Consider the following 15,934-nt stretch of genomic DNA (forward strand, 5'->3'; position numbering starts at 1 on the left):
GACTTTCGCTTTCACCGCCCCGTGGACGCCCGCACCCAGTCGTACTGGAGCGGGGGATGGTTGAAGCGGGGGTGGGGGATGGGAAGTGGGGGCGTCGATCCGGCGAACGCCTGAGGGGGCGGGTATCGCCCGGCGGAAGCTATCTCTGCGTGGCGTTTGCCGTTCCCTCAGGCGATCGCCGGAAGCGCGCCCCCACTTCCCATCCCCCACCCCCGCTTCAACCATCCCCGCTTCAAGAGGCACCGTATTCCGGGCATCTATAGGCCCGGCATCAAAGCGGGGGCGCTGTCTAGACAGCTCCGACGCGCTGTCCACGCCGTGCCCGACGGAAGACATGTGGCCAAAACCGGGGTGTAACGACCCTCGCGCGTAATGACGGCTGCTTTGCGCCCGTTGTCCGTGCCGGTCGTCAACCTCCCACCCACACAAAGACATACCGATGAATATGCTCCGCACTTCGCTCAGTCTCGCGCTGCTGGCGGCTCTTGCCGCACCGGTACTCGCCACCGATGGCGTCGTCGAGGGCGACACGTCGTCCCCCGCGGCGTCGACCCGCGCCGCGAAAACGCTGGAAACCGTCTCGGTCGTGGGCCAGAGCGCCACGCGACAGGTCCAGCAGCTGGATAAGCAGCAAATCGACAACGCGACGCCGGGTACCAGCCCGATTCAGATGCTGCAGACGCTCCCCGGCGTGAACTTCGTATCGAACGATCCGTTCGGCACGGACGAATGGTCGTCCCGCATCAGCCTGCGCGGCTTCAATCACACCCAGCTGGGCTACACGCTCGACGGCATTCCGCTGGGCAATACCGACTACCACTCCGGCGACGGTCTCAGCGTGACCCGTGCGTGGATCAGCGAAAATCTGGGCGACCTCGAACTGTCGCAGGGAAGTGGCGGGCTGGGTACCGCATCGACCAGCAATCTGGGCGGCACGGTGCAGTTGCATACGGACGATCCGGCCATGACGCCCGGCGTGCGGGTCAACGCCACCGGCGGCTCCTACGGATTCAAGCGAGGTTTCATTCGCGCCGACACCGGCGATATCGGAGGCTTCAGCGGCTATCTTTCGGGCATGTACGTCGATGCGCCCAAGTGGAAGGGCGAGGACAGTCAGCGCCAGCGCCAGATCAATGCGAAGGCGCTTTACAACTGGACGGGCGGACGCATCACCGCGCTCGTCGATGTGAGTCGCCGGGTCGAGCAACCGTATCTCGATCTGTCCAAGGACTCGTTGAAGCGCTGCGGTTACAACTTCGACTATCTCGCCCCGGACTGGCAACGCGCGGTCGACATCGCCCATGGCAAGTACAGCGGTTGCGTGACATCGGCGGACGACACGTACTACGCAGGCAACGGCATTCGCCACGACGAACTGGCGTCCGTAAAGGGTGAGTTCTTCCTCAACGACCGCCTCACCTTGACGGTCCAGCCGTACTATCACCACGACCTGGGGCAGGGGCACTGGTTCGCGCCGGCAAGCGACCTTCCTTACACACCCGCACCCGGCGACGAGCCGATCGCGCTGCGTCTTTCGCATTACCTGATGAATCGCGGGGGTCTTACCAGCTCGCTTGCCCTCGATCTCGGCGACCATCGCCTTGAAGGCGGTTTCTGGTTCGAAGACAGCAAGTACACGATCGCCCGCAGCTTCCAGCCCATTCCCGCACCGGGACCGATCAGTCAGGACACGATCTACGACACGTACTACAACACGCTCTTCCGCCAGCGCTTCACGACACTGACCCGGCAATGGTATCTGCAGGACACCTGGTCGCTGATGGACGATGCGCTGCATATCGATGCGGGATTCAAGGGCCATGACGTGACGACCAGTGCCGTGGCGCTGCTGCCCGGGCGCGCAAGCGGCACGCTGAGTGCGCAGAGCGATTTCCTTCCGCAGATCGGTGCCAACTATCGTTTTGGCAATGGTTTCGAATCGTTCGCGTCGTTCACCATGAACCAGAACGCATTCCAGCCGGGCGCGGCGGGCGCATGGTCGTCGACGCAGCAAACGTTCGACGCCCTTGCGGGAAGCCTTCGTCCGGAGCGGTCGAGCAATAGCGAGATCGGCCTGCGCTACATCGATCGCACGGTGCAGTCGTCGCTTGCGTTGTACAACATCGATTTCAAGAACCGGCTCCTCGTGATCGTCCCCTGCGCCGGCGTGGTGAGTTGCCCGAACCAGATCGCCAATGTCGGCCGGGTCAACGCAAAGGGTGCGGAATTTACCTATGTCTGGCAGCCGACGGACGCGTTCCGCTGGTTCAACTCGGCGACGTACAACGATGCGAAGTACCGCGACAATTATCTCGATGCCGGCGCTCTCATTCCCACGCGCGGCAAGACGGTCGTCGATTCGCCGAAGACGATGTTCGCCAGCGACGTGTCGTATACGTTCGGGGAGTTTCGTGCGCGGCTCGGTGCGAAGTATACGGGTGCGCGTTACTACACATACGTCAACGACCAGCGCGTGCCCGGTTTCTGGCTGATGGACGCCGGTCTGTCGTGGGAGCGCAAGAACCTCGGTTTCGCGAAGTCGCTGAAAGTGTCGCTGACGGTCAGCAATCTGCTCGACAAGAAGTACATCGCGACGATCGATAGCAACGGCTTCACGACCTCCGACCCCAACGGTACTTTCCAGACGCTGCTTACCGGATCGCCCCGGCAGGGATTCCTGAGCGTGGATATGACGTTCTAGAAATGCCGGCTGCCCTCGACCCAGACGCTACGTGCGATGGGTTGATCGCCGTGCATGTGCACGCGAAGCAGATCGGCTCGCGTGTTCGACGCGATGCGGCCGCGGTCGGTGAAACCGAGCGCGGCCGCAGGCGTCTGGCTCACCGTGGCGATGGCTTCGGGCAATGTCCAACCGGCTTGTCGATGCAGGATGAACGCACCTTGCAGCAGGCTCGCGGGCATGTAATCGGACGAAAGGATGTCGAGGCAGTGCGCCTGCGCAAGATCGAAAGCGGCGACGTTGCCCGCGTGCGAGCCACCCCGAACGAGATTGCCGGCGCCGGCGACGATGCCAAGCCCTGCGGCGCGGGCGCGACGCGCTGCTTCGAGCGTGGTGGGAAATTCGCAAAGACTGGCGCCCGCCGCAACGGCATCGTCGACATGTGCCGTTTCGGTATCGTCGTGACTGGCCAGCGGGACGGGGTGTCCGCTTAACAGGTGGAGGACATCGGCGAGCTGCCGGTCGCGATACCTGTGTTGTTGATCGCGACGCTGCTCCAGCAGTTGCCCGAATTCGTCGTCGTTCCAGCGCAGGCCATTGCGGCTGTAGTACGTACGGTACTGATCGACGTCCCGATACTGTCGTTGGCCTGGCGTGTGATCCATGAGGGAAAGCAGGCGCAGGTCGGGCCGCCCGATAAGCGGTTCCAGCAAGCCGGGCAGACCGGGCCAGCTGAGTTCGCAGCGAAGATGCAGGTAGTGGTCGCAACGAAGCAGACGATGCGTCCGCGCCTCGTCGAGTGCATCGAGCGAGTTCCGCAAGGTATCGAAGCGGCCGCCGCCCTGTTCCAGATCGCCGAGCGATATGGCGTCGAGTACCGTGGTAATGCCAGCGGCCAGCAATTGCGCATCGTGCGCGAGAAAGGCGGGCAGCGCGGGCCAGGTCACACCCGCGCGCGGCATAAGATGTTTCTCAAGATTGTCGGTATGCAGTTCGATCAGGCCAGGCAGAAGAAAATCGCCGTCGAAATCGATGGCTTCCTCATGCATCCGGCGTCCGGTATGGATGCGCGAGATACGCCCCTCTTCGACATCGACGCCTCCCTCGATCACGCCGTCGCGAAGCACGACCCGTGCGCCGACGATCGACCACGGCGGCGGCGGTGGGCCTTTCTTTGCATCTGTCACCGATCTGAAAGCTGTCTGTTGCACACTCGAATCCGTACGCCTGAGATCATGGGCAAGTTTGCGCGAGCAAGATGCAATGAACATGACATGCCAGGGGATGATCCCGCCGGACCGGACATGCGACATACCCGTATGGCGACAGATCGAGCAGCGGATTCTCGAGCGGATCCGGGACGGAAGCCTGCGCGGGGGAGAGCGGCTGCCTTCCGCGCTGGAACTGGCGCGGCAGCTGAAGGTCAACCGGCACACCGTCCGGCGCGCGCTTGGCGAAATGACGGAGAACGGTGTCCTGCTTGCCGCTCCCGGCGGCGGCCTTCGCGTCCGCGAGGAATGCTACGACTACGTCATCGGACGCAAGACCAGCTTCAGCCGCAACATGCACAATCTGAATGTCGCGGCGGGCAATAAAGTGCTTGCCACGGGCCTGGTGACGCCGCCGCCGCGCGTTGCGGCAGCGCTGGCGCTGGCGCGTGGCGAGCGGGCCTGGTGGATCGAATCCTCGGCTTATGCCGAGCAATGTGTCGTCGACCACAGTCAGGCGTGGTTCCCGGCGGCGCGATTCCCACGACTGGACGCGATTTACGAGCGCACGGGCTCGGTGAGCCGCACCCTGGCGGAATTCGGTATCGCGGACTATTTCCGTAGCTATACGAAAGTCAGCGCGCGACTACCGGATGCCGCGACGGCACGCGTACTCGGTCAGTCGCCCGGGCTTCCCGTGCTGGAAGTGGAATCGCTGAATGCGGACGGCCAGAACATGCCCGTGCAGTACGGATTAACCTGCTTCGCTTCCGAGCGCGTGCAACTGGTGATGTCGACCGGCGATCGTTGAGCCGGTTTCGGGTCAGGCGCCGATCGCCGTACGGATATCGGTTTCGACAGGGTCCGCACGACGCGACCCGGCTACGATTTCTTCGGCCAGCCCGAACGATAGCGTCATGCCGAGACCGCCGATGCCATTGACCACGAGGACGCCGGATTCGGGTTCGAGCACCATTTCGGTCCCGCCGTCGGTGCGCTTCGCGTAAACGCCGTGCCAGCTCTGCTTCAGTTCCCAATGCGGGAGCACCATGAGGCGTTCCAGGTAGGCAAGGACCTTGCGATTGATATGCGCTTCGTCGAAGGGCTCGACGGTATGGCTGTATTCGTGCGAGTCGCCGATGGTGATTTCTCCCGCACCGTTTTGCGCGGCCATGACGTGAATGCCCAGCTTGAGAAGGTCGCCGTGCTCGCGTTGGTAGCGTTCGCGCAGTTCGGTCACGCCGGCCGCTTCGGCGAAGCCCGTGTAATGAACCATCGACAGGCCGGTGCACAGGACGGGGCCTAGCCTGAAATCGGTCGGTTGCGCAGCTAGCCGCATCATTTGCAGTTTGCAGCGGGTGATCGGTTGCTGCGCGAACAGTTCTGGATAAAGCAGTTCGAAGTCCGCGCCTCCCGCGACGACGATCAGGTCGGCGGATGCGATGCGCTGCCGACCCGACCAGATGTGCGGATATTCGACACGGGTAATCGGCCGCTTCCAGTTGAACCGGACGCCATAGCGTTGTTCCAGCCAGTCGGGCAGGCGGCGTATCGCGCTACGTGCATCGATGGTCATTTCATCGCCGCTGAAAAGCGCGCCGCGAAGATGGCTTGCATTGACGGCGGGTGCGAGACGCAATGTTTCCGCCGCGCTGAGCATCCGGCACGGGCGACGCTGTCCATTGATGTTCGCGTAGTCTTCCATGGCGCCCAGTTCGTCGTCCTGCCAGGCGACGTGCAGGCAGCCGGACGGGTCATGCCATTCGTCGGTGGCCTTGCAGAATGCTTTCCAGACGGCTCGCGAACGCATCGCACGCTCGTAAAGTTTGCCGTTGGGCACGCCGATTGGCCAGATCGTGCCGAAGTTCCGGACCGAAGCGCCGGTCGCGCGTTCGTGCCGCTCGTAAACCGTGACCTGATAGCCGTCCTCGGCGAGTGCGCGCGCCATGGCCAGGCCGACAATGCCCGCGCCGACCACGATCGCGCTACGTGTCTTTCCGTTCGTCATACTCGGGTACTTTCCATCATGAATAGAGCCGGCGCGGGAACGTGCGCGTTCTGCTGGCCATGGCGCCGGAACCAGTGCGCGGCCAGGGAGATGAGTACGATGCCGGCCATGCTGCATAACAGGACGGCTCGTATGAAGAATTCGGTCCAGTTGAGGTGCAATCCACCGAACTGTTTGATCAGCAGCATGGCGACGCTGCCCAGATAGCCGGATGCATCGGCGAGATACATCACGAACGACGCCGTACCGACGACACGGAAACTCGCCATGACGCGTTCGAAGTACATGCAGTTGAGCGGTACGTAAGCCAGATAGAGGCCGAAGCCGACAAAGGTCATCCATGCCATCGGGGTCAGCATGTGCTCGACGAAGGCCATCGTGGCGAGTCCCGCACAGACGAGGCCGCCGCCGATGAGTGCGTGATTGAGCATCAGGGCGCGCATGTTGTCGCGAACCAGGCATAGCAGCGCGGTCATCGTCAGTACGCCTATGCCGATCGGCGTGTCGACTTCGCCGAAGACCGTCGCGCTCGATCCGAGTCCAAGTTCGCGAAAGATTTCCGTATCGAAATTTTCGCGAAAGTCGCGCAGTACCGTCAGCAAAACGTATAGCGTGATGACCGGCACGAGCGCGGGCAGGAACCGGCGGACGAATGCTTTTCTCGCGGCACGGTCCATCTGGCCGCGCGGCGCGCGGGCGGCGATGTCCGCGGCATCGGGTGGCGGTATGCGCGAAATCGCGTGCAGCGAAAGCAGTAGCGGCGGTACGAAGACCAGGCCGGTAAGGAAGGGCATCCAGTGTTGGCTGACGCCCGCCAGCAGCATGGCTTTGCCTACGCCTTTGACCACGCCCGATGCAAAGATGAAGCTGGATGCGAGGATGGCTCCCATCAGTTCCGTTGCCCGTCTGCCTTCGATAAAACCGAAGACCAGGCCCCAGACCATGCCCAGCGGTATGCCGTTGAGGAACAGGCACACGATGCCCACGACGGGCGGCAGCGTGGCGAAGCCGAGCAGCGCGATCCAGGAGAGTCCGATGAGCACGAGGATGTGCCGCGCGCGGTGCGCGGTCTGCAGTTCGGGCACGAGGCGGATGCCCCAGAGCTTGCTCAGCGCGTAGCCCAGCACCTGCGCCATCACCAGCCAGATTTTGTAGTCGATACCCAGCCAGGTCATGCCGTCGTAGCTGCCCGCGCTGAACGGCTTGCGGAAGGCGTACATGCACAGATACGTGGAAAAGGCGGCAAGGCCCGCGGCGACGGGCAACATGCCCGCGGGCCAGCGTTCCGGCGAAGTCCACCCGGTAGCGATCCGCATGACGCGCGCTCCTAGCGGGTCTGGCCGTGGACGAACGAGGCGAGCAGGGGTGGCAGCTCGGCCAGGCTGTCGAGCAGGGCATCGGGCTGGTAAGGCTCGAGTTGCTCCCGGCCGTACGCGCCCGTCGTAACGGCGATCACCAGTCCGCACCCAGCACGGCGTCCTTCCCGGATGTCCACTTCCGTATCGCCCACCTTCACGACGCGGCGCGGATCGGTGACGCCGTTGCGCAGCATGAGTTGCCGGATCATGTCCGGGGCAGGCCGCCCTTCGGCCACCTGGTCGGCCGAGGTGGCATCGTCGATAAGGCCGCGAGTCCGCCAGCCGAAGCGGTCGATCAGCGTCTCGGCGATATCGCGGGAGAACGCCGTGTTCACGGCGACGCGGATACCGGCATCGCGCAATTGCGCGAAAACGTCTTCGGCGCCAGCCATCGGGCGCACGTCGTTGCCGTTCCGGTAGCAATGCAGCATGCGTTCGACGAAGTCCGCATGGACGGCGTCGACCTGTGCATCGTCGGCCGCGAAATCGTGCTCGCTGAGCAGGCTGCGAATGGCCGCCGGTTTGGTGTAGCCCATGAGCAGGCGCACCTTGGCCGCGCTTACGTGGCAACCGAAAGCGCCCAGGGCTTCGGTGAGTGCCTGGGTCACCAGGTCGGGGTCGTGCACCGTGGTGCCCGCCATGTCGAAAACCGCCAGTTCGAATGCCATACCGCCTCCGTCATAATGCGAAGGCATGCTGGCAGCGGGCGATGGCGCGCGAATGACGTGGGGCCGACAGCGCGGGCCGGTTGTCTAGGTGGAATGCAAGGAATTCATGCCGCCCCCTTGATCCCCGTCGCCGCGTCGCCATCTGTGCTTGGGACCGCGAACCTCTTCCGATAAGGGAAAGATTGCGGCTAAAATTCTGGCACTCACCCGGGCCAAGTGCTAACAGGGTGATGTTTTTTCCTTTCAAGTCAACCACATGGTGAAATAGTCATGAGCAAACTGCGCCCGCTGCACGATCGCGTCATCGTCAAGCGTCTGGAAGAAGAGCGTGTTTCGGCCGGTGGCATCGTCATCCCGGACAGCGCGACCGAAAAGCCCACCCGCGGCAAGGTCATCGCGGCCGGCAACGGCCTGGTCCTGGCCGGTGGTCAGCTGCGTCCGATGGGCGTCAAGGAAGGCGACGTCGTCCTGTTCGGCAAGTACGCCGGCCAGGAAATCAAGGTCGACGGCGAAGATCTGGTCTTCCTGAAGGAAGACGACATCGTGGCGGTTATCGAGGGCTGAGCTTCGCTCGCCGCGTAACCCCCGATCCAACCCTATTTATTTACGAGGATTTGTCCCATGGCAGCTAAAGAAGTCCGCTTCGGCGAAGATGTACGTGCACGCATGCTCAAGGGTGTGAACACCCTGGCCAACGCGGTCAAGGTCACCCTGGGTCCGAAGGGCCGCAATGTCGTGATCGAGAAGAGCTTCGGCGCCCCGACGGTTACCAAGGACGGCGTTTCCGTCGCCAAGGAAATCGAGCTGGCCGACAAGTACGAGAACATCGGCGCCCAGATCGTGAAGGAAGCCGCCTCGAAGACGTCCGACGTCGCCGGCGACGGCACCACGACCGCGACCGTTCTCGCCCAGGCGTTCATCCAGGAAGGCCTGAAGGCTGTTGCCGCCGGCATCAACCCGATGGACCTCAAGCGCGGTATCGACCAGGCCGTTGCCGCCGCCGTTGGCGGTCTGAAGGCGCTGTCGAACCCGACCGCCGACGACAAGGCCATTGCCCAGGTCGGTACGATCTCGGCCAACTCCGATGCGAACATCGGCGACATCATCGCCACCGCGATGAAGAAGGTCGGCAAGGAAGGCGTGATCACGGTCGAGGAAGGCTCGGGTCTCGAGAACGAACTCGACGTCGTCGAAGGCATGCAGTTCGATCGCGGCTATCTGTCGCCGTACTTCATCAACAACCAGCAGTCGCAGCAGGTTGAACTGGACGACCCGTTCATCCTCATCCACGACAAGAAGGTCTCGAACGTCCGCGAGCTGCTTCCGGTGCTCGAAGCCGTTGCCAAGGCGGGCAAGCCGCTGCTGATCGTTGCCGAGGAAGTCGAGGGCGAAGCCCTGGCGACCCTCGTCGTCAACACGATCCGTGGCATCGTCAAGGTCGCCGCCGTCAAGGCGCCGGGCTTCGGCGATCGTCGCAAGGCCATCCTGGAAGATATCGCCGTGCTGACCCATGGCACCGTGATCTCCGAGGAAGTCGGCCTGCAGCTCGAGAAGGCGACGATCAACGATCTCGGCCGCGCCAAGCGCGTCGTGATCACCAAGGAAAACACCACGATCATCGACGGTGCGGGCGAAGCCGAGCTGATCCAGGCACGTATCGGCAACATCAAGGCGCAGATCGAAGAGACCTCTTCGGACTATGACCGCGAGAAGCTGCAGGAGCGTGTTGCCAAGCTTGCCGGCGGCGTTGCCGTCATCAAGGTCGGCGCCGCGACGGAAGTCGAGATGAAGGAAAAGAAGGCCCGCGTCGAAGACGCCCTGCACGCCACGCGCGCAGCCGTCGAAGAAGGCGTGGTCCCGGGCGGTGGTGTTGCCCTGATCCGCGCGCTGAAGGCTGTCGAAGGCCTGAAGGGTGCCAACACGGACCAGGACCTCGGCATCGCGATCACGCGCCGTGCACTGGAAGCCCCGCTGCGCGCCATCGTCGCCAACGCCGGCGAAGAGCCGTCGGTCGTCCTGAACAAGGTGAAGGAAGGTACGGGTAACTTCGGTTACAACGCTGCCAATGGCGAGTACGGCGACATGGTTGCGTTCGGTATTCTGGACCCGACCAAGGTCACCCGCTCGGCACTGCAGTTCGCCGCGTCGGTTGCCGGTTCGATCATCACGACCGAAGCCGCTGTGACCGAAATGCCGAAGAAGGACGACGGCCACGGCCATGGTGGCCAGGGCGGCGGCATGGGTGGCATGGGCGGCATGGACTTCTAAGAAGTCTCAGTTCGCTGCAATACAGAAGGCCCCGCTTCGGCGGGGCTTTTTTTTGGTTCTTCACGCATGGTCTGGGGCTCGGCTTTGCCATCGCTATTGCCGTAGTGCTGGGACGCTTCGAGGAGAGCCGTCGGCCACCGCCCTCGACGCTCCGGCTTCACCGTCGCTCGGGAAGGGATAGCCGCTGCGCGGCTGGTGTTTTAATGGCTGCGCCCCGTCGCGCCCGCGCGACGGGCGGGGGTTTTCGATTCGGCTCCTGCCTCAGCGAAAACGGCGGACCGTCCTGGTCCGCCCCCTTCGGGCCTTTTCCGCCCGCCGCGCTCGGTTCCGCAAGTCGCGTCGAGGGCGGTGGCCGACGGCTCTTCCGGGTGTTGCGGTGACGTGGGGGAAAGCAGCGGGTGATGTATGACCGAGGGTGACCCGCATCCGGTCCGGTTCCGTCACGTGCTTGGCTCGCGCTCTATCTTCAGCAAACCGCAGTCGACGGTGCCGTGGCCGGGTTGGTCCTTGGGGCCGCCTTAGCCGAGGGCCGCGATGACTCGTCGGAGCGAAAGTGGCGCTACGGCCCGCTCCCGCAGGGACGGCGCCGAAGGCCCCAAGGGCCAACCCGGTCGTGGCCTCGCAAACGCACAAGTGTAGGACGGCTGTCCTCATCCGAAGCTCGACGCGACACGCCAATCCGTCCCCACTAATGCGCGAAGAACCTTTTTCGCTTGTTGTAGGAGTCCGCAAGCGGACTAGCACGGCAGCGGGTCGGGCGCGTCGGCGCTACTGCCGTGCACCGGCAGCGGCGCGTTCTTCCTCTTCGCCCTTCTGCCGCGCAAGTGCGGCGGCATCCGGCAGCGCGTATTGCGCAAGCAGCGGATCGAGGCGGTTCTTGAAGCGCAGCAACGCGAGATTGCCCATGGCCATATCGGTGGTTTTCATCTCGGCGTCTTCAGCCGCCGTGGGCGCATCGGGGGCGTGTGTCAGCGACGCTAGCCGCGGTGCGAGTACCTGGGTCAGCGCGAAGTAGGCATCGTCATGCACGCCGGCGCGCTCCAGTACGAATCCCGGAAGCATCCATGCGGCAAGATCCTCGTGCGCTGGCGGGGGGCCATCGTTGTGCGCGTCGACGAGAATCCACGGCACCGTCTGCGTCAGCATGCTTTGCCCGTTGGTGAAGCCCGCCTTGGCGTAGGTTTCGACAAGTGCCGGCAGATGGTCGCCGTAGAAAACGAGAAGCGTCGGACGTTCGCGTTTGGCCAGTAGATCGGCCAGGCGTCCGAGTTCGGCGTCCGCATGACGCATGTGATAGATGTAATTCTGCAGCTGAAGCTTCGCGTTGCCGTCGATGCCGTCGGGAACGGGGATGGCATCGCGTTCGTCGGCATCGATGTTGACGGTCTTGTCGTACGGGCCGTGGGCTTCCATGCTGATCGCGAAGACGAGGCGCGGCGAACCGGCATCGGGTAGCTGCGACATGATCTCGTCGGTCATGGCGCTGTCGGCCATGTATTCGCCGTCCTTCCGGGCGTCCTTGGGGAAATCCGGTAACGACACGAAGCGATCGAAGCCCAGCGCCTTGAACGCCGTCGTGCGGTTCCAGAATCCTGCATCGTTGCCGTGTACGGCGACGGTTTCATAGCCGTGCGACCGCAACGCGCGCACCATGCCGGGTACCACGGCGTTATGCATCTGCAGATAGGGGAACTGCATGTTCGCGAAATAGCGCAGGGACAGTCCCGTCAATACTTCGAACTCGGTGCGAATCGTGCCGCCGCCGAACGTCGGCACGTGCAGCGAGCCTGTGCTGGACGTTTTTGCCAGACGATGAAGATTGGGTGCGAAATCCTCGTGCTCGTAACCCCGGATGATCGAGGGGTCGAAGAAGGATTCGCTTTGCACGATAACGATGTCCGGCGTCTGTCGCGCGTTGCCCGCGGCCTGTTCCATATGCGCGCGAAGCTGGGCATCCGTGGTGCCGAGGAATTGCATGGCGGCGTTGGGATCGGGTTTTACTTTCTTTCCGGCGTTTTGCAGGCGGAACTGCATGATGGTCGTCACTACGCCGTTATTACCGGCGTTGGCGGCGGCCGACCAGGGCTCCATGCCCAGACGGTTGTGGTCGTAAACGTGCGACCACGCGGGTACGCCTGCCAACAGCGTGCCGATCAGGCCGGTCAGTGCCATGGCGGTCACCAGGCGTCGTCCCTGAGTCCGCCGTGCAAACAGTGGAGTTTCATACCGGGCGAGTAGCACGACGATCGCGACGCCGGCCGCAATGATCAGGTAGGGCGCGATCTGGTGCGGCAGATAGCCGCCGAGCAGGGAGGCGCCGCCATTTTTCAGCTGGCCCACCATGCGGAAGTCCGCGGGCAGCAACGGGCTGCCGAGGTTTTTCATCTTGATCGCGCTGACCGCCAGCACGACGCCTTGCACAAAGAATGCGAGGCCGAACGACAGTAGCGCGCGTCGCGTGAGGACGAGGAGGAGCGACGCTAGCAGGAGGCCGGGAAAGGCATTGGCGAACAGGTGCCAGGGACGGTCGCTCCAGCGATCCGCGGCTACGCCGGGATTGCCGTCGAGGAAGCCGGTGTACAGCACGAATGCCACGGCGAGCAGCAAAGGTAGCGCGATGCGCTTGGCTGTGTCGTTCCAAGCTTTTGAATTATAAGCCATAAGTTCCCAAGCTCGCGGCTGCTTTCCCAAAGGGGTAGGGACTGTAACGCAGCTGACATGAACCGGTTGTCAGGCGACATGCAGGTGACCACCTCGCTGAAAGCCAGTGGACGGGCGAGGGCGCCCGGAGGGTTGCCTTCTCCGGCACAATGGCCGCCCCATGAACACGCCTTCAGCCAACCCGCGCGAAAGCGCCGAACTCCGGGCCCTGATCGACAGCCGCTACGCGGATGTGATGGCCGCGTGCCGGGCCGCCCGGGTGCCTTTGCATGACGATGCGGGTGTCGCTGAACGCATTCGTCGCACATTGCTTGCGAGCGATTTCGCATTCGACGTGTTTCGTCGCCAGCCGAAGCTGCTTGCTCCGGACGGGCTGGAGCGACTTCGCTCCGCGGCCGATGCCGGTACCCGCAGTGCGACGCTGACACTTTCGGCCGATGAGGCCGAGTGCATGGCGACGTTGCGTCGTTTCCGGCACGCCGAGGCGCTTCGCCTGGTCTTCCGCGACGTGAACGGTCTGGACGACGTCGGCGAAACGCTCTCGTCGACGAGCGCGCTATACGAGACGCTGCTGGAGCTCTCCTTGCGCTGGTCGGAACACGCGATGCTCGAACGCTATGGGCGTGCGCGCGATGCCGCTGGCGTCGAACAGCGCATGGTCGTACTCGGCTTCGGCAAGCTGGGCGGCAACGAACTGAATTTTTCGTCCGATATCGACCTCGTGCTGGCTTATGCCGCCGGAGGCGAAAGCGATGGCCCGCGCAAACTCGACAATGCCGAGTACTTCATTCGCGAGGCCCGTCAGCTCGTGCGGCTTCTGGCTGAGACGACGTCGGACGGTATCTGCGCACGCGTGGATTTGCGCCTGCGTCCCTTCGGCAATGCCGGGCGTCTGGTGTTGCCGTTCGCCGCGATGGAGCAGTACTACCAGCGGGAGGGGCGCGACTGGGAGCGTTACGCCTGGATCAAGGCGCGTCCCGTGGCGGGCGATCGCACCGCGGGTCGCGAATTGCAGGATATGTTGCGGCCCTTCGTTTACCGCCGTTATCTCGACTACACGGCCTTCGCCGGCCTGCGTGAGATGAAAGCGCTGATCGATGCCGAGGTGGTCCGCAAGGATCTGGCGGGAAATCTGAAGCTCGGTCCGGGCGGCATCCGCGAAATCGAATTCATCGTTCAGCTGACCCAGATGATCCGGGGCGGTCGCGACCCTGCCTTGCGTGTGCGCGGACTGTTGCCGGCTTTGCAGGTCTGCGAGGCGCGCGGACATATTCCGGCCGCTCGCGCGAAACTGCTGCGCGCGGCTTATCTCTTCCTGCGCCGGCTGGAGAATCGTGTCCAGATGTTGCGGGATGCGCAGACGCACGATATTCCCGAAGACGAACTGTCCCGCGAACGTATCGCGCTGGGTCTAGGTTACGGATCATGGGACGAGCTGGGCGTTGAGCTTGCGCGCCATCGCGATGCCGTATCGGAAGAGTTCGCCGCTGTACTGATGCCGCAAGGGGGAAGCGCCACGGGCGCGCCCGCGGCCGATGTTGAGCTATGGTCTGCCGCGCGCGACGAATCGCTGACCGCGGAAACGATGGAGGCCTCGGGCTTCGTGCCCGGCGACGAAGCGGCCGACGCGCTGCGCAAGCTGCCACGCGCCAGTTCCGTGCGTGCGATGTCGGCACGCTCGGGCGAGCGCCTGGAACGGCTGATGCCGCAGCTGATTGCCGCGGCACGCGCCAGTGCGGCGCCGACCGGCTCGTTGCTTCGACTGGTTCGTCTGGTCCAGGCCGTTGCGCGACGTTCGTCCTATCTGGCGTTGCTCGACGAGCAGCCCGGAGCCCGCCGCCGTCTGGCCGGGGTTTTCTCCGACAGCGCGTTCCTTGCCGAGCGCGTGATCGCGCAGCCGTTGTTGCTCGACGACGTGCTCGATCCGCGCATCGACCAGATTCCTCTCCGCCGCGCGGATATTTCGGCCGAGATCGTGCGCGTGCTGGGCGCACTCGACGATCGCGATGCCGAACGCGAGCTGGAACGCATCAACGAATTTCGTTCGAGTATCGCTTTTCGCCTGGGACTGGCCTTCAACGACGGACGCGCCGATGCGGCGACCACGGCGCGCCGGCTCGCGGGCCTCGCCGAAGCGGTCGTGGCGGCGGTCGTGGCACTCGCCACGCGCGAGCTGGCCGCACAGCACGGGCGATTGCCCGGTGCTGGCACGGGCTTCGCCGTACTCGGATACGGCAGCCTCGGTGGCGAGGAGCTCGGCTTCGCCTCCGATCTCGATCTCGTCTTCGTTTACGACGGTGCGCGCGCATCGGTCATGAGCGACGGTGCGCGCCCGGTGGATGGCAATCGCTGGTATCAGCGCCTTGCCCAGCGCGTCATGCACTGGCTAAGTGCGCCGACCCACGCGGGTCGACTCTACGAGGTGGATACGCGACTGCGCCCCGACGGGTCGAAAGGTCTGCTCGTGGCCAGTCTCGACGCATTCGACGGCTACCAGCGCAGTCGCGCATGGACTTGGGAGCACCAGGCTTTGCTGCGCGCACGGCTCGTCGCCGGCGATGCGAAGCTGGGGACGGCGCTGGCGGCGGTGCGGCGCGACGTGCTTTCGGCCGAGCGGGATCCCGCACGCGTGTACGCCGAGGTCGGCAGCATGCGTGTGCGCTGGCGGCAGGAGCGCGACCGGTCGGATGCGACGCATCTCGACCTGAAGCAGGGGCGTGGCGGGCTGCTCGATATCGAATTCGTACTGCAGGGCATGGTTCTGGCGCACGCTTCGCGATATCCGACGTTGCTCGACACGACCGCGAACACGAGCCTCATCGACGCCCTGCGCGACGTCGGCCTGCTGACGACAGAACAGGCAGATACGCTGCACGTGGCGCACGGCGATCTGTTGCAGGTTGCCCTGGCGTGCACGCTGGACCTGCGGACGCGCGTCGCGGAGCGCAGTCCGGCGCTCGACGCGCTGTGCGCGTCGGTAGAGCGGGTGGTCGGCGAACTGGGGTTCTCGTTTCGGGTCGCGACCGAGGCTGTCTGAACGTGCCGGGCAGCGCTATGCTGTGCGGCCGATCAGATCAGGCCAG

10 protein-coding genes are annotated in these 15,934 nt (G+C 64.0%); 5 read left to right on the forward strand and 5 right to left on the reverse strand.

All coding sequences use genetic code 11. The features are described 5' to 3' along the window. Positions 1 to 439: 439 nt before the first annotated feature. A complete protein-coding gene (locus AC3IR3_RS02625; RefSeq protein WP_489195483.1) occupies positions 440 to 2,701 on the forward strand; it encodes a TonB-dependent receptor in 2,262 nt (753 codons plus the stop codon). Here AC3IR3_RS02625 and AC3IR3_RS02630 read toward each other — a convergent pair. Continuing rightward, positions 2,698 to 3,891 carry an alpha-D-ribose 1-methylphosphonate 5-triphosphate diphosphatase gene (locus tag AC3IR3_RS02630; RefSeq protein WP_489195484.1) on the reverse strand — a complete coding sequence of 398 codons (1,194 nt, stop codon included), beginning with the start codon at positions 3,889 to 3,891 and terminating at the stop codon, positions 2,698 to 2,700. The genes AC3IR3_RS02625 and AC3IR3_RS02630 overlap by 4 nt on opposite strands. A gap of 52 nt (positions 3,892 to 3,943) precedes the next feature. Here AC3IR3_RS02630 and phnF point away from each other — a divergent pair, with 52 nt between their 5' ends. Beyond that, complete coding sequence (gene phnF, locus AC3IR3_RS02635; protein WP_489195485.1) at positions 3,944 to 4,699, forward strand: phosphonate metabolism transcriptional regulator PhnF; 756 nt, start codon at positions 3,944 to 3,946, stop codon at positions 4,697 to 4,699. Between the two features lie 12 nt (positions 4,700 to 4,711). Here the strand turns inward: phnF and AC3IR3_RS02640 are convergent, their stop codons facing one another. Genes AC3IR3_RS02640 through AC3IR3_RS02650 form a run of 3 tightly spaced genes read right to left on the reverse strand, consistent with a single transcriptional unit; the run spans position 4,712 to position 7,922 of the window. Beyond that, positions 4,712 to 5,896: a TIGR03364 family FAD-dependent oxidoreductase gene (locus tag AC3IR3_RS02640; RefSeq protein ID WP_489195486.1), complete on the reverse strand. Its 1,185-nt coding sequence runs from the start codon at positions 5,894 to 5,896 to the stop codon at positions 4,712 to 4,714. Beyond that, complete coding sequence (locus AC3IR3_RS02645; protein ID WP_489195487.1) at positions 5,893 to 7,212, reverse strand: DUF5690 family protein; 1,320 nt, start codon at positions 7,210 to 7,212, stop codon at positions 5,893 to 5,895. The genes AC3IR3_RS02640 and AC3IR3_RS02645 overlap by 4 nt, the downstream gene beginning before the upstream one ends. An 11-nt stretch (positions 7,213 to 7,223) precedes the next feature. Continuing rightward, on the reverse strand, positions 7,224 to 7,922 hold the full coding sequence (locus tag AC3IR3_RS02650) for an HAD hydrolase-like protein (RefSeq protein ID WP_489195488.1): 699 nt from the start codon (positions 7,920 to 7,922) through the stop codon (positions 7,224 to 7,226). A 270-nt stretch (positions 7,923 to 8,192) separates the two neighbouring features. Here AC3IR3_RS02650 and AC3IR3_RS02655 point away from each other — a divergent pair, with 270 nt between their 5' ends. Together AC3IR3_RS02655 and groL are read left to right on the forward strand one after the other, a co-directional pair. Continuing rightward, complete coding sequence (locus tag AC3IR3_RS02655; protein ID WP_489195489.1) at positions 8,193 to 8,486, forward strand: co-chaperone GroES; 294 nt, start codon at positions 8,193 to 8,195, stop codon at positions 8,484 to 8,486. Between the two features lie 57 nt (positions 8,487 to 8,543). Continuing rightward, a complete protein-coding gene (gene groL / locus AC3IR3_RS02660) occupies positions 8,544 to 10,190 on the forward strand; it encodes a chaperonin GroEL (RefSeq protein WP_489195490.1) in 1,647 nt (548 codons plus the stop codon). Positions 10,191 to 10,958: 768 nt separating this feature from the next. Here groL and AC3IR3_RS02665 read toward each other — a convergent pair. Beyond that, positions 10,959 to 12,851 (reverse strand): LTA synthase family protein, encoded by a 1,893-nt coding sequence (locus AC3IR3_RS02665; protein WP_489195491.1) that lies wholly within the window; start codon positions 12,849 to 12,851, stop codon positions 10,959 to 10,961. A gap of 160 nt (positions 12,852 to 13,011) precedes the next feature. Here AC3IR3_RS02665 and glnE point away from each other — a divergent pair, with 160 nt between their 5' ends. Further along, on the forward strand, positions 13,012 to 15,888 hold the full coding sequence (gene glnE / locus AC3IR3_RS02670) for a bifunctional [glutamate--ammonia ligase]-adenylyl-L-tyrosine phosphorylase/[glutamate--ammonia-ligase] adenylyltransferase (RefSeq protein ID WP_489195492.1): 2,877 nt from the start codon (positions 13,012 to 13,014) through the stop codon (positions 15,886 to 15,888). Positions 15,889 to 15,934: the final 46 nt, after the last annotated feature.

This window comes from Luteibacter sp. GL_149 (genome assembly GCF_057834065.1).